We start from the raw sequence: 16,954 nt of genomic DNA, 5'->3' as shown, positions 1-16,954 counted from the left end.
AAAATCAACGTTTGAACAACTCAACGACCTTCGCCTCGGGCAACGTAGTCGGCATCCAGTACGAATCGTTCAGGTCTGGACGATAGAACTTGTCAAGCTGATCGCGCGTGATGGGAGCCGGCATGGAGAAGTACGACCGATTCAAGGGCTTGCCTTCAAGAAGTCCCACAGAAGCCCGCACAACCGCCGCACCCAATCCAGGCGTGAACGTCGGAGCAACGCTCTTCACGCCAGATTCTTTCCAGGCGCGCAAGAAACCATTGTTGGCCTCTCCAGTCATCGGCACCAATGCCTTGCCTGACTCCTTGAAGACATCGATACAAGCGCGAGTCATCTCGGCACCGGAGAACCAGATACCATCCACAGGCTGGCCCGAGAGAACCAGGTTCTCGCACAGTTGCTTGCCTTTTGCATAGTTCCAATCACCAAAAACTTCGCTGGTGATCTTCAGGCTCGAACCGTCGATCGCCTTGCGAAAGCCTTCATAGCGCAACTGTTCTTCGTCCACGCCAGCGATGCCACGAAATACCCACAGATTTCCTTTGCCATTGAGTTCACGGCGCAGGAATTCACCGCCCTGTTGCCCGAACACCCGACCGCCAGCCCAGACTTCGGTGGTTGACTGCGCAGCGCGTCCATAGGCACCAAATGTGACGACCGGAATGCCCAGCTTGGCTGCCTTTTCGATGAGCGGTGTGCCCGTGGCCTGCGAGATGGGTCCAATGATCAGGATGTCAATTTTCTTTGTCAAAAGATCTTCGACGTCGGCCACCTGCTTGGCTGGTTGCCAATTGGCTTCAGTGAAGATGAAGTCCTTGATATTCTTGTTTTGCGAAGCTGTAAAACGCATTTCCTGAATCATTTGAACAATCCAACTATTGCCAACGCCGGCAAAAGAGACACCCACACGCCAGGGGCCGGCTTTCTTGAACTGACCAGGCTTGGTTTGTTCCGCCGAGGTTGCGGTCAACAGGCCCCCGGGCAACAACTCAACATCCGCCGCATGTGCTGCTGCAGCACCCAATAGCGTGAACGCCAGCAAGGTTTTTTTGAACTTCTTAGAAATTGCAATCATCTCAGTCTCCTAGTTGATCCACTAACACCCGCCCCGTCGCAAGGGCATGAATTGACTAACAGAGATCCCGCGCTGGAGATCGTCCATCGTCGCTAAGCGACATACCGACAAACTTGTTGAAATTCAATTCAAGCGATATAGCAACGCTTTCAAGAAGTCATCCGCCAATCGCACGGTTCACCCACGCAACCAGGTTCGCAATGACCTCGGCTCGATTCGTCTCATTCAAGACCTCATGCCGCGCACCACCGTAAACGTGCGTTGAGAGGTCAAGAAATCCGGCGAGACGAAGCCGCTGCACCAGCGGATCGAACCAGACCAGGTTGTTGTTGACAGGATCCTTGTCGCCAGTGAAAAGATAGAGTGGCAAGTCCTTGCGAATGCCGCCAAACTGCGACATGTCAGCTGTACGATTTCCATGTTCAAAGATGGACATGAGCGAGGCCTCCGTCAAAGGGAAGCCGCAGAGCGGGTCGGCCAAATAGGCGGCTGGCACCGATGGATCACGACTCAGCCAGTCCACTGGCGTTGCGGGATTCTCAACAGCCGAATTGGCACCTTCAAGTGTCCAGCCCGAGGTGCGCAGGTCAAGCATCTCCAAAGCTGTCGTGCCTGACAATGCAACCGCATCCACCAGAGCCGAATGGTCAAGCAGATAGAGTTGCGCAGCGAACGAGCCCATGCTGTGCGCCATCATCAAAAGTGGAATGCCCTGATGACGTTGGCGCAAGTGGCGCGTCACAACCGCCATATCATCCGACAAGGCTTGGAATCCCCTGGGACCAAAGTCGCCCAGCGTCCCACCATCGAGCGCCGATTGACCGTGTCCCCTGTGTTCGCATGCATAGACCACATACCCTTGATCGACCAGGGCTTGCGCAACATGACGGTAGCGGCGTGAATGTTCGGCCATTCCGTGCACGACCTGTATCACGCCACGAGGCGTAGCGTCGCAATGCCATGCATAGGCCTCGATGAGGTAACCATCCTGCGCTTCAATACTAAAACGAACTTCTTTTGCGTTCATAGTCTCTCTCCTTGTTCCTTGGACTAGCGTGTGCTTGTGTTCATAAATATTAGTCTTGGGGGTCTCTCATGTCAGTCGGAACAATCCGGCAAGCGTGTAAGAAAGTTCCGATTCGTCACCATCGCAACTTGCCAGAAGGGGGCGCATCCATGCGGCCATATCGCACCCATGGAGCCACGCGCGAAAAGCTGATCCTTTGCACAGCGTTGCCAAAAACTTTCGTAAATTCGCGACAGTGAATATCGGAACCTTCCTAGTGCTGCAACAGAAAGTTCTTACTTTCAAAGCAATCCTGGCGACCTAAGCTTGAATCATTTCAAGCACCACCAGGGAAACCACAATGAAAAACGCGCCCCGAAAAGCTAAACGCACGACCAGTGCCTACGACTATCAATTGCTGATCAAGCAGCTGCTGCATACACCGCTGGCCAATGCGCCGGATAACGAGATCGTCTATCGAGAGCTGTATCGCTACACCTACCGCGACCTGTCCGCTCGCATTGGCAAGCTGGCCAACCTTCTGCAATCACTGGGTGTCAACGAGGGCGACACCGTCAGCATCATGGACTGGGATAGCCATCGCTACCTGGAAAGCTACTTTGCCATTCCCATGATGGGCGCCGTGCTGATGATGGTCAATGTCAGACTCTCCAGCGAACAAATCGCCTACACCATCGACCACAGTGGCGCATCCACCTTGCTGATTCACGCCGACTTCCTGGATGTGATCACATCCATTCAGGATCGCCTGCCCAAGCTGCAGCGCATCGTTGTTCTGCAGGACGAAACACCCGCCTCGACCACGCTGAAGGTCGCAGGGGAATACGAATCGCTCATGAACCAGGCGCGCACCCAGTTTCACTTCCGCGATTTCGACGAAAACTCACTGGCCACAACCTTCTACACCACGGGCACAACCGGCCTGCCCAAGGCCGTCTACTTCAGTCACCGACAGATCGTTCTGCACACGCTGGCCACCAGCTCCGCACTCTCGGCCAGCCCGGAGCACCAGCGTTTTCACCGCGGCGACGTCTACATGCCCCTGACCCCCATGTTCCATGTGCACGCCTGGGGTCTGCCCTATGTCGCCACCCTGATGGGAGTCAAGCAGGTCTACCCCGGACGCTTTGCACCGCAGCGTGTAGTGACCCTGGTCAAGAAGGAGAAAGTGACGTTCTCGCACGGCGTGCCCACTGTGTTGCAGATGGTTTTATCGGAGGCCAAGGGCACCGACTTTCGCGGCTGGAAGATGGTGTCCGGCGGCGCCGTCTTGCCGCCCAGTTTGTGTTTGCAAGCATTGGAGAAAGGGATCGACATCTTCACCGGCTACGGCATGTCCGAGTCGTGCCCAATGTTGACGCTGGCGCAGGCATCGGAACCCGCGAAACATGCCGAGGGCACAAGCAACGACATGGACTTTCGCATCCGCGCTGGCTGGTCAATTCCTCTGGTGGAGTTGCGCGTGGTGGACGAGCAAATGCGTGATGTGCCTCGCGACGGGGAATCCGTGGGTGAAGTCGTGGTGCGCGCTCCGTGGCTGACACAGGGGTACATGTCCAATCCGGTGGCATCGGAAGCACTGTGGCAAGGCAGCTATCTGCACACCCAGGACATGGGACGCATTGATGCGACGGGTTGCCTCAGACTGGTGGATCGCATCAAGGATGTGATTAAGACTGGCGGGGAATGGGTTTCATCGCTCGATCTTGAACAACTTCTGGCCACCCATCCCGGCGTTGCAGATGTCGCCGTCATTGGCATTCCAAGCGAAAAATGGGGCGAACGACCGATTGCAATTGTGGTGCCAAAACGTGAATTCTTCGACACCCTCACGGGGGCTGATCTTCTCGAACTTGTCGCCAACAAAGCTGCAAAAGGCCTCATTTCCAAATTTGCCGTGCCTGACCATGTTCACCTTGTTGTGTCAATCGACAAGACCAGCGTAGGCAAACATGACAAGAAGGCATTGCGACGCAAATTCACTTGACTCCACTTACCGTTTTCCCAGCGATGCCACGTTTTCTATCTCAAACCTCAGGAGAAAGTACTGTGAATCAACTAAAAATATCGACACGATTGGTCCTGCTGGTTGGCTTGCTCTCCAGCATGCTCGTTGCTGGCGCGGCCATGGGCTTGTACGGCATTGCCAAAACAAGTGATGGTTTGAAATCAGTTTATGAGGATCGCACCTTGCCGATGGCCCACCTCAGCGAGGTACTGCGTCTGGAACAGCGCAATCAAGTGTTGCTTGGGGGCTCATTGAATTATGTAGACGCGGGGACGATTACCAAAAATTTGGCAGAACTTGAGCTGAACGCGACCCAGGCGAACAAACTCATGGCCATCTACACAAACCGGACACTGACCCCAGAGGAAGCGCCAATAGCCAAGGCTTTTTCGGAGAACCGCCATCAATACGCAGAAAAAGGACTCAAGGCTGCTTCTAAAGCGCTTAGGGAAAACAACGTCAGTGAGGCCCAGACTTTATTCTCCGGCACGGTGGGTCCGCTCTTTGAGAAGATGCGCGAAAGTTTGAAGCCCATTCTCAAACTTCATCTCAACGAAGCCAAAATCGAATATGAGACGGCGGTAAAACGCTCCAACACAATTCTGTGGGTTGCCATTTCTGCACTGTTGGTCAGTCTGCCCGCTGCAGCGATATTGAGTTTTTTCATGATCCGCAATCTGTCGCGATCATTGAATCGTGCAGTGGAAGTTGCCGATGCCATTACACAGGGTGATCTGACCGAGTTCATTCAATCAAAGGGAAAGGATGAATTGGCGCTGCTCATGCAATCCCTGGCGCGCATGAGTGACGCCCTTGTCAAGGTCGTGTCGAGTGTTCGCCATGGCTCCGAAAGCGTTGCCAACGCCAGCTCTGAAATTGCACAAGGCAACCACGACCTCTCGGCTCGCACAGAACAGCAGGCCAGCGCATTGGAGGAAACGGCAGCGTCCATGGAGGAGTTGGGTTCAACCGTCCGACAAAATGCGGACAGTGCCAATCAGGCCAACCAGCTGGCCATACGCGCATCCAACGTTGCAATCGAAGGTGGCCATGTGGTCAGCCAGGTGGTGGAAACCATGAAAGGCATCAACGAGTCATCCCGCAAAATTGCGGACATCATCAGTGTGATCGACGGCATTGCATTTCAAACCAATATTCTCGCGCTGAATGCAGCGGTCGAGGCCGCGCGGGCAGGGGAGCAGGGGCGTGGTTTTGCCGTAGTGGCGTCAGAGGTCAGGTCCTTGGCCGGCCGTTCCGCCGAAGCCGCCAAGGAAATCAAATTATTGATTGGTGCCAGTGTTGAACGCGTTGAACACGGCACCGCTCTGGTGAATCAAGCGGGTACAACCATGACCGAAGTGGTGAGCAGCATAAAACATGTCACAGACATCGTTGGCGAGATCAGTGCCGCTGGAAACGAACAGGCCTTGGGTGTGGCGCAGGTGGGCGAGGCTGTAGCGCAAATGGATCAAACCACACAACAGAATTCGGCCTTGGTTGAAGAAATGGCAGCGGCAACCAGCAGCTTGAAGGGCCAGGCGGAAGAGCTTGTACACACTGTCGCCATATTCAAACTGATTCATAAGGACGAAGCGCTTGCTCTGCCCAAGGCTTCGCCTGCTTTAATCACAACGCCATCCAAACCGGGCGTCGATACCAGAATTCGTGTCCATGCGCGAGGCGCGAAAAAGGACTGGAAAACCTTTTAGGCCCGGCACAGCCTCCCTCACGGGCTCCTCGGGCAACGCACTGCACATGAGCCTGCTCAACTGTCAGGCGATGACTACCGATACACGGAACTTTCAGTCAGTACAGAACTACATTTCGTTGGAGAAAAATGATGCTGATAAGTCGCCTGCTTGCCGGATTCAAGCGCATTTCCCCCTCATCGCGCAGTGGTGACAGCGAAGGAAAATTCGAACGAATATTTCATGCCAGTACCGATTGGATTGTCATTACCCGGGTCAGCGACCGGGTCATCGTGGAGGCCAATCAGGGCATGGAGACCATTGCGGGTTACCCGCCTTCCGAAGTCCTGGGTCACTCCATGGCTGAACTCAACGTATGGGTCCATCCCGAACAACGCATCAAACTGATGAACGAACTGCTGCGGACAGGTGCGGTCCGCAATGCAGTTGTGCAGTTTCGCCACCGTGACGGCTCCGCGCGGGACTGCATTCTCAACGCCACCCTCGTCGCCTTGCACGGCTGCAAGCACTCGCACGTGCTGTGGATCGCCCGCGACGTCACCGAACAAAACGCGGTCTACAAGCAATTCCGGGCTGCGTTTCAATTGACACCCGACGCCATGCTGATGGCCCGGGTGAGTGACGGCTGCTTCGTCGAAGTCAACACCGCCTTTGAAGAAATTACGGGTTGGCATCGAAATCAGGCCATCGGGAAGACATTTGACACGCTGGACATCTGGCTGGACACCCAGCAACGAGCTGAGATTTTTCACCTTATCCAGACTCAGGGGGCGGCACACGATCACCACATGCTTCTGAAGACCCGCAACGGCGAATTGCGCGATGTCATGCTGCACGCGGCCGGCTTTGAAAACGGGGATGAGTCCTACATGTTCTTTGTACTCAGGGATGTCACTGACGCAAGGCTTGCGGCCAACGCGTTGCAAAAAAGCGAGGCGCGATTTTCACGCATGTTTGACCTCTCTCCCTTGCCCATGGGGTATTTAAGCGATGCGGATGAATTTTCTTCAACCCAATGGAACCAAGCCTGGTTCAAGGCTTTTGGGTTTGACCCATCGGCCTCGCAGGGGCAATCCGGGCTTGCACTTAACATCTGGGTCAATCAACGGGAGCGCTCGGATTGGTTGGAACGTTCGGTACGCGGTGAAGCGATCGATGACCTGGAGTTGCAGTTGCGGCGAGCGGATGGAGAACTGCGCTGGATTTCGATGTCCAGCCGCTCCTTCGTGGAGCCCACGCGCACCCTGGTCTTGTTCACATTCTTCGACACTACCGAGCGACGACACCATCAGGAGGAAATTTTGGCGCTCAACACCCAACTGGAGGCTCGCGTTGCCCGGCGCACTGCCGACCTGCAGGATACCAACGCGGAATTATCACAAGCACTTGAGACCCTCAAAATGGCCAAAGACCAGCTCGTTCAATCGGAAAAGCTGGCAGCCTTGGGTTCTCTGGTCGCCGGTGTGGCGCACGAGTTAAATACCCCGGTTGGCAACGGCTTGACGACGGCAAGTTCGCTGGACTACCGTGTCCAGGAATTCACTGCCCTGTTTGACAACGGAATGAAGCGCTCAGACTTGCGAAATTTTCTGGATTCGACGCGTCAGGCGGCGGATATTCTGATTCGCAATCTGTCACGGGCCGGCGCCCTTGTCGAGAGCTTCAAGCAAATTGCCGTGGATCAAACCAGTTCGCAGCGCCGGCAATTTTTTCTGTCGACTGCGGTATCAGAAATTCTGCTTACGCTCCAGCCCAGCATCCGTCAATCTGCATGCGTCGTTAGCGCAGATGTTGCCGACGGATTGCAGCTGGACAGCTATCCTGGCCCGCTGGGTCAGGTCCTGACCAACTTGATCAATAACGCGATCGTGCATGGGTTCGATTCTGGCCGCTCAGCCGGCAACATCAAGATACATGCAGAGGCGATGGATGAGAACCATATCGTGCTCCTGGTATGTGACAGCGGACGCGGCATCCAGGCAGCTGACATTGGGCGTGTATTTGAGCCCTTCTTCACAACGCGCCTGGGTCAGGGTGGATCAGGCCTGGGTTTGCATATCGTTCACAACATCGTCACTGGATTGCTGGGAGGCCACATCGACGCATCCAGTCGGGCTGGAGAAGGGGCCACGTTTTCACTCAGACTGCCGATGATCGCCCCCGCACAGATCACCCGGGAATAATTCGGTGGCGAATGGCATACCTCACCAATTCGGCGTTATTTTCCACACCCAGCTTGCGAAGAATGCGCGTGCGATACGAGCTGACAGTCTTCACACTGATGAACATTTTCACACCAATGTCAGTTAAAGAATTTCCCTGCACCATCAGGGTCATGATCTGATTTTCACGCGCTGACAGCGTATGGTGGGGTGGTTGGTCACCGGGTGTTTCCGTCTGCATCAAGAGGCGTTCTGCCGCGATGCTTGTAAGGTAACGCTTGCCGCTGGCGACCTCTCGGATCGCCCGAATCAATTCGTCCGCCTCGACATCTTTCGTCAGGTATCCGCTGGCGCCAGCCCGCAGGGCCACCAGTGCGTATTGCTCAGCAGGATACATGGACAGAAGAAGCACCGGCAGGTCAGGAAATTCAGCCCGAATCGACTGCATGGATTCAAGGCCACTTCTTCCCGTCATGTTGACGTCGAGCAAAACGACTTCAAACTTTGCACGGCGAAGCTTTGAGAACATCTCGGGTATGTCTTTGGCCTCATCCTCAACGCGAAGATCACTTTCATCCGAGAGAAGCCGGCGCAAGCCTGTGCGAAATATCGTGTGATCATCAACAACAAGAACTCGGATCATGACGTCACAGGGATTACAAGCCGCAAACGCGTCCCCCCATATTCCTGAGGCTCAAGCTCCAGCACGCCACCCAAATCGCGCGCGCGCTCCTTCATGCCAAGAACACCGCGAGCACCAATTCGATAGTTGCCGTCGAATATCCCCTCACCATCATCAAGCATCTCCAACATCAACTCGTCATCCTGCTGCACAAGTTGGACGTCAACATGCTGTGCCTGGGCGTGCTTGGCTATGTTGGTCAAACCTTCCTGAAAGATTCGATAAACGCCAGTGGCTCTGGCCGAACTGATGGGGATCAACTGATCGCCCGCATGGAATTGACAATTGATGTCGTGGCGTGCAGCAAACATATTCAATTCCCGCTCCATCGTAGCGGCCAAGCCGAGATGGTCAAGACCGCTGGGGCGGAGTTCCTCGGACATATCTCGCACAGTCTGAATAGCTTCCTGTGTGACCTGCATGAGGTCTTCGGTGATCACTTTAAGTTCTGGCTCAGTGACCCGGCGAATGATCCTGGTGATATCCATCTTGATGGACGCGAGCAGGCCTCCAAGTACGTCATGGAGTTCCCGGGCAAAGCTTGCCCGTTGCTGCTCACGATCCCGATTGATTTGCGCGGCCAACTCCTGCAAATCTGTACGCATTTGGCGCAATTCTTCCTCTCGGCGAACACGCTCTGTCACATCAACCCCAACCCCCACAATGGCGGGTTCGCCGCGATATTTCATCCGGGTTCCGTGCACCTCCAGCTGCACAATGTGTCCCTTCTTGTGAATTGCCGGAGTCACATACCGCACGCTGGCAATATCACCGCTGATGCGCCTGCGGTACATGCTGAGAGACTGCTCAATGAAGTAGGCAGGGACAATCTCACGCAGTGATTTTCCTTCCATCTCCACCTTGCTCATCCCCACAAAACTCGCCCATGTCGCGTTGGAATAGACAAACTTCTCGTTCTGAATAACGTACACGCCCGCGATGGATTGCTCTACGATGGCCTGAAACGACAGCTCGGAATAATCAGACGACTCGTGATCTGGCATGAGGATTGGGACGCTTAGCATTCTTCAGAAAATGTATCTGAGCGTCGATGCACCGTCAAGTCAAATTCCAGGACTGTTCAAGCAGATGAATTCAGAATAATCTGACTTGACATTGACACTTGCAGCTTGATCGTTGGCAAAGTGGATCTGATTTCGATAAAACCAATTTCGACCATTGACCAGGCGCGAACATCCGGGTTTGCTGCTCAACAGCTGAAAATCGTCCAGCCCAAATACCAAATCACTCCACCGTCACGCTCTTGGCCAGGTTACGCGGCTTGTCCACGTCGGTGCCTTTGGCGCAGGCGGTGTGATAGGCCAGCAATTGCAGAGGCACCACATGCAAGAGTGGTGACAGTTCGCCGTAGTGCTCGGGCATGCGGATCACATGCAGGCCTTCGCCGGACTCGATTTTGGTGTCGGCATCGGCCAGCACATACAGCACGCCGCCGCGGGCACGCACTTCGTGCATGTTGCTTTTGAGCTTTTCCAGCAGCGCATCATTGGGCGCCACAGTCACCACCGGCATGGCACTGGTGACCAGTGCCAGCGGGCCGTGCTTGAGCTCGCCCGCCGGGTAGGCTTCAGCATGGATATAGCTGATCTCCTTGAGCTTGAGCGCGCCTTCCAGGGCAATGGGGTAGTGCAGGCCACGGCCCAGGAAAAGGGCGTTGTCCATCCTGGCAAAATCTTCCGCCCAGGCGATGACTTGCGGCTCCAGTGCCAGCACCGCCTGCAAGGCAGCAGGCAGGTGGCGCATGGCTTTCAGATGGCGCGCTTCTTCGGCCTCACTCAAATTACCCTTGGACTGGGCCAAGGCCAGCGTCAGCAGGAACAGGCCCGCCAACTGTGCAGTAAAAGCCTTGGTGGAGGCCACGCCAATCTCGATGCCGGCGCGGGTGATGTAGGCCAGTTCGCATTCACGCACCATGGCGCTGGTGGCCACGTTGCAGATGGTCAGCGTGTGGGTCATGCCCAGGCTCTGGGCGTGGCGCAATGCGGCCAGTGTGTCGGCGGTCTCGCCCGATTGGGTGATAGTGACGACCAGCGTGCGGGGGTTGGGGACTGAATCGCGGTAGCGGTATTCGCTGGCCACCTCCACTTGCGTCGGAATCTTGGCAATGCTCTCCAGCCAATACTTGGCGGTGCATCCGCTGTAGTAGCTGGTGCCGCAGGCCAGAATCAGGACCGAATCAATGTCCTTGAACACCCGCGCCGCACTCACGCTGCCGTCAAACAGCTCGGGCACGATGCCGTCCACGCCTTCCAGCGTGTCGGCAATGGCGCGGGGTTGCTCAAAAATCTCTTTCTGCATGTAATGACGGTATGGGCCCAGTTCGGCCGCACCGCTGTGTGCCTGCACGGTTTTGACCGGACGCTGCGCTGCGGCGACCGGCTTGTAGGCCTTGTCAATCAACCAGTACTTGCCCAGCTGGATGTCCACCACGTCTCCTTCGTCCAGGTACACGATCTGATCGGTCACCCCGGCCAGGGCCATGGCATCGCTGGCCAGAAAATGCTCTTGCCCGTCTTTGCCCACGCCCAGAATCAGCGGCGAGCCGGCGCGTGCGCCAATCAGGCGATGCGGCTCATCCTTGCAGAACACGGCAATGGCGTAAGCGCCATGCAACTGGGGAAGCGCGGCCTTGACCGCTTCAAACAGGTCACCGTCATACAGGCTGTCAATCAGGTGGGCAATGACTTCGGTGTCAGTCTGGCTGTGAAACGCATAGCCCTTGGCTTGCAAGGCGGCGCGCAGTTCGTCATGGTTTTCAATGATGCCGTTGTGCACCAGCGCGATGCGGCCCGGGCGGCTGGCGGCATCTGCTCCCGTGCCATGGCTGAAATGGGGGTGCGCGTTGTGCACCACAGGCGCACCGTGGGTCGCCCAGCGGGTGTGCGCAATGCCGGTGCCGCCTTCGAGATGGGTGGAAGCCACCTGCTCGGCCAGTTCGGCTACCCGAGCCGTGCTGCGGGCGCGCTGCAAGCCGTTGGCATACACCGCCACGCCACAAGAGTCATAGCCGCGGTATTCCAGCCGGGCCAGACCCTGTACGAGGACGGGAACGATGTTGCGGGTAGATACTGCTCCGACGATGCCACACATGGACTGCTCCTGAAATTAGTGGCGCAATGGTAAAAGCAAGACAAAGAAATATGTTGGCAAAATTTGGCATTTATTGGACTTATATTTCATAAAAAATATACATTGTTGAATTATTCCAATAACATAACAAAAATGGAACAAATAGACATAGATGCGATTGACCTCCAACTGCTGGACCAGCTCCAGCGCGATGCCTCACTCAGCAACCAGGCTTTGGCAGAGCGGATTCACATCTCGCCACCCACCTGTTTGCGCCGGGTGAAGCGGCTGCGCGAGGCCGGCCTGATTGAGCGGGAAATTGCGGTGCTCAGCGTGGACCGGCTGGCCCACGTGGCCGGCCACAGCCTGTGCGCGATTGTCGAGATCACGCTGGACCGCCAGGACAATGCCGCGCTGGAAGCCTTTGAGCAACGCGTCGCCACCGACGAGGCCGTGCAGCAGTGTTACCGGGTTTCGCCGGGGCCGGACTTTTGCCTGGTGGTGCACACCGCGCACATGCCGGATTACCTGGCGCTGGCGCAACGCTTGTTCACCAGCGATGCCAACGTGCGCAATGTCAAAACCTATTTCAGCGTGAAGCGCAGCAAGTTTGGGGCGCGGGTGCCCCTGCCAGCGGCAGTGTGAAGCTGACGCTGCAGCCTGCATCGGGTGCGCCACTGGCCCACACCGCGCCACCGTGGCGTTCGACGATCTTGCGGGTCAGGGCCAAGCCCATGCCAATGCCCTCAAACTCGCGGGAACTGTGCAGGCGCTGAAACGCATGAAACAGCTTGTCGACGTACTGCGGGTTGAATCCCACCCCGTTGTCTTTCACCGTCAAGGCGCACAGGCCGCCGTCATGGGCCTGCCAGCTGATCTCGATCCGGGCTAACGCTCGGGTGCCGCTGAACTTCAGGGCATTGGACAACAGATGCACCAGCACTTGGCGGATCAGCAAGCCATCACCTTGCAGTGGCGGGAAATCCGGTGCCACCTGCCATTCAAAAACGTGCCCGTCCAGGGCCGGGGGCAAACTGGCGCGCACATCTCGAATCAGCGCAGCCATATCCAGCGCAGACAGTTGCACATCAACCCGGGCCAGGCGCGATAGCTCCATCAGGCCGTCGATCTGTTGCCCCATTTGCCGTGCGGCGTGGCTCACGGTATCCAGATGCGAGATTAAAAGCGCGGGGGGCTGATCACCCAGGTCTTCCTTGATGATCTTCACATAGGCGTTCACGTGGCGCAGTGACGCCCGCAGGTCGTGCGACACCGAGTAGGTGAAGTCTTCCAGCTCGGCACGGGCCTGCCCCAGCTCGCGCTGGAGCCGCTCGTTCTCCTGCTGCAGGGCCTGTGGCGTGTCGGTCATTTCTTGGGACGTGTCCAGTTGGCGATGCTCACCTGCTTGCCGCGCGCCACGCTCAGGGCGCCGGCCGGTGTATCTTTGGTGATGGTGGAGCCACCGCCCACTGTGCCGCCCGCGCCGATGGTGACCGGGGCCACCAGCACGCAGTTGCTGCCAATGTGCACGTCAGCCTCAATCACCGTGCGGTGCTTGAAGGCGCCGTCGTAGTTGGCCGTGATACTGCCCGCGCCGTAGTTCACGCGCTCACCCACCACGGCATCGCCCAGGTAGGCCAGGTGGTTGGCCTTGGCGCCCTTGGCCAGCGTTGAATTCTTGACCTCGACGAAGTTGCCGATGTGCACCTCATCGCCCAGTTTGGCACCCGGGCGCAAGCGGGCAAACGGGCCAATCAGCGCGCCGGCACCAACCTCAATATGGCCTTTGCTGCCGGGCTTGTCGCCTTCGATATGGGTGAAGGGATGGATCACCGCGCCGGCACCGATGGTGACGTTGGAGATGACGCAGTTCGCACCGATCCTGACGCCCTCGCCCAGCACCACCTGGCCCTCGAACACGCAGTTCACGTCAATCGACACGTCCTGTGCGCACTGCAGGCTGCCGCGCACATCAAAGCGCGCCGGATCGGCCAGACGCACGCCTTGCTCCATCAACTGCAGGGCAATGCGCTTCTGGTAAGCGCGCTCCAGTGCAGCCAGTTGCACCGGGCTGTTCACGCCCTCCACCTGCAGGGCATCGGCAATCTTGTGGGCCACCACCGGCACGCCATCGGCCACAGCGAATTTCACAATATCGGTCAGGTAGTACTCGCCCTGGGCATTCTTGTTGTCCAGCCGCACCAGCCAGGCTTTGAGCCGGGCTGCCGGCACGGCCATGATGCCGCTGTAGATCTCGGTGATGGCGCGCTGCGCCTCTGTGGCGTCCTTGTGCTCGACGATGGCCTGCACCACCTCGCCCTGGCGCACGATGCGCCCGTAGCCCGTGGGGTCAGCAAAATCGATGGTCAGCAGCGCCAGCTTGTTGCCGCCGCAGGCTGCAATCAGGGCGTGCAGGGTGTCTGCGCGCGTCAAGGGCACATCGCCTGAGAGCACCACCACCATGCCGTCATCGGGCAAGGCGGGCACTGCCTGCTGCACCGCATGGCCGGTGCCCAGCTGCGGCTCCTGGCGCACAAAATCGATGTCAAAACCGGCTGTAGCCTTCGTGGAACCTGACAGAGCCGCTTCAACTTCTGTAGCACCATGACCGGTAATCACCACCACCCGGCGTGCCGAAAGCTCGGCTGCGGTGTCCACCACATGCTGCAGCAGTGCACGACCGGCCAAAAGGTGCAACACTTTGGGCAGTTTGCTTTTCATCCGTGTGCCCTTGCCTGCGGCCATGATCACCACATCCACTGCACCTGCCGCTTTGCCACTTGCTGAGTTACCTGTCATGCCTGTCTCCATTCGTTCAACGATCCGACTGTTTCCAATTTTTCACATTATCGGTGCGCCCGCCAGGCTGTTCCTGAGCCTGCTGCTGGTCGTGGCGCTATCCGGCTGCAGCGCCGTCAAGCTGGGCTACAACAATGCACCGTCGCTCAGCTACTGGTGGCTTGACAGTTACCTGGATTTTGACGACGCGCAGTCCCTTAAAGTGCGCGCAGACTTAGGCACGCTACAGGACTGGCACCGGGCCAATGAGCTGCCGCTGTACGTCGCCCTGCTTGAAAAGCTGCAGCGCATGGCGCCCGCCAGCACCACACCCGAGCAGGTGTGCAATCTGGCTGTGGAATTGAGGGGCCGCGTGCAAGTCGTCCTCGATCAGGCCGAGCCCGCGGTGGCCGCGCTGGCGCCAACTTTCAAGGCCGAACAACTCGAGCATCTGGCGAAGCAGTATGACAAACGCAACCAGAAATGGCGCGCCGAGTGGCTGGGTGAGAGCCCCGGCGAACGCATCGCACGGCGCATCAGGCAACTGGTTGAGCGCACCGAGATGCTCTATGGACGACTGGAAGAGCCACAACTGGCGGCGCTGCGCGCCAGCGAGACGGTGACCGCATTCGATGCCAGCCTGAGTTACCGGGAAGCAGTACGCCGCCAGCAGGACACGCTGCAAACCTTGCGGCAACTGCAAAACGGCGCGCCGGGCGATGCACGCACACGGACCGCCGTACACGCATGGTTCACGCGCGCCCTCAACTCACCCGATGCAGCCTACCGAAATTACCTGGCGAAGATGACCCAGGAAAGTTGCAAGGCCTTTGCCACACTGCACAACAGCGCCACGCCGGCCCAACGGGCACGGCTGCTGGAGACACTGAAAGACTATGAAACCGATGCACGGACGCTGATCACGGCAAAGCCCTAGCGCCAACGCCAGCGTCCGGGTTCAAAAATCAGGCTTGCAGGGCGGCCCACATTTCCTTGTCGCGCGCAGCAGTCCAGATACGGGGGTTCTTGATACCGCTGGCTTCGTCATACGCACGGCTCACATCGAATGGCAGGCAGTGCTCGTAGATGAACACATGGCCAAAGAGGGGGTCCATGCTTTTGCGGGTGTGGTCCATGGCGGCTTTCAGGTCCATGCCTTTGGCTGCAGCTTCCTGGCCACATTGGTACAGCGTTTCAACCCAGCGCTTGGTGTAATCCAGCGCCTTGTTGACATTGGCGGCGCCCTTCATGGCTTCGCCGCGGCCGGGCACAATCGCCTCGGCCTTGAGGGCACGCAGCACTTCCAGGGTGGCGGGCCACTCTGCCAACTGCGCATCGCCGGTGTAGACGCCCGCTTCGTACTCGACCAGATCGCCCGAGAACAGCACTTTTTCTTCTTCCACCCAGGCAATGGTGTCGCCACGGGTATGGCCAGGGCCCGGATGCCAGACCTGCACCTTGACGCCGCCCAGGTCCAGCGTGAGCTTGCCCGGCACTTCGCCGCGCGTGGGGTTGCCGCCACCAATCACCAGCGTGGGCCAGGTCAGGCCCGGCACCGAATCGGCACCCCGGAACAGGCGCGGAAAACGCTCCATCTCACTTTGCATGTCCTGCGCACCACGCTCGATGATGAGCTCAAGCGTGCCTTGGCTTGCTATTACTTCAGTAGCACCTTCGGCAGCATAGGCGCTGGCCCCCAGTACACGGACGGCATGATAATGGGTCAGCAGCACATACTTGATGGGCTTGTCGCTGACGGTGCGGATTTTGGCAATCAGGTCGCGCGCCATGGCGGGTGTGGCTGTGGCATCGCTCACCATGATGAATTTGTCGCCAATGATCACGCCCGAATTAGGATCACCCTCGGCGGTATAGGCCCAGCAGTGGGCGCTGAGCTGCTCGAAGGTGATTTTTTTGTCTTCCAGATCGGCTTGGGATGCGAAGGCTTTGGTGGGGGTGGTGCTGGTCATGAGGTTCTCCGTACAGACCTGTAGTTTACCTAAACGTAATTCATTACGTATTGGGAAATCTTCCGTGGGCCGCCTGGAGTAGATGTCGACTGGCAAGTGGGCGCGGTGGATGTCGCCTGCCGGCATACCTTGGAGTAGTCATGCGCCAGACAGAACTGAAATTGAGCGAAGAGAATCGCGCCACCATCGAAGCAATTCGCAGGCAAGAGGGGCATCAGGCGCGCGAGGTCACTCGTGCGCATGTGCTTGCCTGTCTGGATCAAGATATTCCAGAGTCTCAAATCATGGCTGTGCTCGGCATTGGCCGCACGGCTGTGTGGCGTGCTCGTGCTGCACGAACTTTACGCGCGCACAAAATCCAAAGTTGAATCCGTCATTTGCATTGATGAAAAAAGCTTGCAACTTATCGCACACCGTCGAGCACCATGGATCATGGCAGCGGACTGCCCAAGC

General features: G+C 57.5%; 14 protein-coding genes. 6 read left to right on the top strand and 8 right to left on the bottom strand.

The window, feature by feature from the left end:
- Positions 1-4: 4 nt before the first annotated feature.
- Both IV109_RS04890 and IV109_RS04885 read right to left on the bottom strand, forming a co-directional pair.
- Positions 5-1,075 (bottom strand): ABC transporter substrate-binding protein, encoded by a 1,071-nt coding sequence (locus IV109_RS04890; protein ID WP_296693078.1) that lies wholly within the window; start codon positions 1,073-1,075, stop codon positions 5-7.
- Between the two features lie 157 nt (positions 1,076-1,232).
- The gene (locus IV109_RS04885) at positions 1,233-2,102 is read right to left on the bottom strand and encodes an alpha/beta fold hydrolase (RefSeq protein ID WP_296693075.1); all 870 of its coding nucleotides are present in this window, start codon (positions 2,100-2,102) and stop codon (positions 1,233-1,235) included.
- Between the two features lie 340 nt (positions 2,103-2,442).
- On the opposite strand from IV109_RS04885, the gene IV109_RS04880 reads away from it, so the two are divergent.
- From IV109_RS04880 to IV109_RS04870, 3 genes are all read left to right on the top strand, one after another.
- Positions 2,443-4,089 carry a fatty acid--CoA ligase gene (locus IV109_RS04880; RefSeq protein ID WP_296693072.1) on the top strand — a complete coding sequence of 549 codons (1,647 nt, stop codon included), beginning with the start codon at positions 2,443-2,445 and terminating at the stop codon, positions 4,087-4,089.
- Entirely contained in the window at positions 4,086-5,819 is a 1,734-nt protein-coding gene (locus IV109_RS04875) for a methyl-accepting chemotaxis protein (protein WP_296693070.1), read from the top strand. Before IV109_RS04880 ends, IV109_RS04875 begins: the two co-directional genes overlap by 4 nt.
- A 131-nt stretch (positions 5,820-5,950) precedes the next feature.
- Entirely contained in the window at positions 5,951-8,002 is a 2,052-nt protein-coding gene (locus IV109_RS04870; RefSeq protein WP_296693067.1) for a PAS domain S-box protein, read from the top strand.
- Here IV109_RS04870 and IV109_RS04865 read toward each other — a convergent pair.
- From IV109_RS04865 to glmS, 3 genes are all read right to left on the bottom strand, one after another.
- Positions 7,989-8,624: a response regulator transcription factor gene (locus IV109_RS04865; protein ID WP_296693064.1), complete on the bottom strand. Its 636-nt coding sequence runs from the start codon at positions 8,622-8,624 to the stop codon at positions 7,989-7,991. The genes IV109_RS04870 and IV109_RS04865 overlap by 14 nt on opposite strands.
- Positions 8,621-9,667, bottom strand: a complete 1,047-nt coding sequence (locus IV109_RS04860) for a PAS domain-containing sensor histidine kinase (protein WP_296693060.1) — start codon at positions 9,665-9,667, stop codon at positions 8,621-8,623. Before IV109_RS04860 ends, IV109_RS04865 begins: the two co-directional genes overlap by 4 nt.
- Positions 9,668-9,908: 241 nt before the next feature.
- Positions 9,909-11,774, bottom strand: a complete 1,866-nt coding sequence (gene glmS / locus IV109_RS04855; protein ID WP_296693057.1) for a glutamine--fructose-6-phosphate transaminase (isomerizing) — start codon at positions 11,772-11,774, stop codon at positions 9,909-9,911.
- Between the two features lie 132 nt (positions 11,775-11,906).
- Between glmS and IV109_RS04850 the strand changes: the two genes are divergently transcribed.
- A complete protein-coding gene (locus tag IV109_RS04850) occupies positions 11,907-12,398 on the top strand; it encodes an Lrp/AsnC family transcriptional regulator (protein ID WP_296693054.1) in 492 nt (163 codons plus the stop codon).
- Here IV109_RS04850 and IV109_RS04845 read toward each other — a convergent pair.
- Both IV109_RS04845 and glmU read right to left on the bottom strand, forming a co-directional pair.
- Positions 12,343-13,122 (bottom strand): ATP-binding protein, encoded by a 780-nt coding sequence (locus tag IV109_RS04845; RefSeq protein ID WP_296693052.1) that lies wholly within the window; start codon positions 13,120-13,122, stop codon positions 12,343-12,345. The two genes, IV109_RS04850 and IV109_RS04845, sit on opposite strands and share 56 nt — an antisense overlap.
- Complete coding sequence (gene glmU / locus IV109_RS04840) at positions 13,119-14,552, bottom strand: bifunctional UDP-N-acetylglucosamine diphosphorylase/glucosamine-1-phosphate N-acetyltransferase GlmU (RefSeq protein ID WP_296693050.1); 1,434 nt, start codon at positions 14,550-14,552, stop codon at positions 13,119-13,121. The genes IV109_RS04845 and glmU overlap by 4 nt, the downstream gene beginning before the upstream one ends.
- On the opposite strand from glmU, the gene IV109_RS04835 reads away from it, so the two are divergent.
- Positions 14,551-15,468, top strand: coding sequence for a DUF6279 family lipoprotein (locus IV109_RS04835; protein WP_296693046.1), 918 nt, complete (start codon positions 14,551-14,553; stop codon positions 15,466-15,468). The two genes, glmU and IV109_RS04835, sit on opposite strands and share 2 nt — an antisense overlap.
- A gap of 28 nt (positions 15,469-15,496) precedes the next feature.
- On the opposite strand, the gene IV109_RS04830 is transcribed toward IV109_RS04835, so the two are convergent.
- Entirely contained in the window at positions 15,497-16,501 is a 1,005-nt protein-coding gene (locus IV109_RS04830; RefSeq protein ID WP_296693042.1) for an MBL fold metallo-hydrolase, read from the bottom strand.
- A 140-nt stretch (positions 16,502-16,641) separates the two neighbouring features.
- Between IV109_RS04830 and IV109_RS04825 the strand changes: the two genes are divergently transcribed.
- A complete protein-coding gene (locus IV109_RS04825) occupies positions 16,642-16,869 on the top strand; it encodes a helix-turn-helix domain-containing protein (protein WP_296693040.1) in 228 nt (75 codons plus the stop codon).
- Positions 16,870-16,954 lie beyond the last annotated feature (85 nt).

Origin of the sequence: Rhodoferax sp., from assembly GCF_018780565.1 — a bacterium.
Taxonomy (GTDB): Bacteria; Pseudomonadota; Gammaproteobacteria; order Burkholderiales; family Burkholderiaceae_C; genus Rhodoferax.
This window is presented reverse-complemented; position numbering and strand designations above follow the sequence as displayed.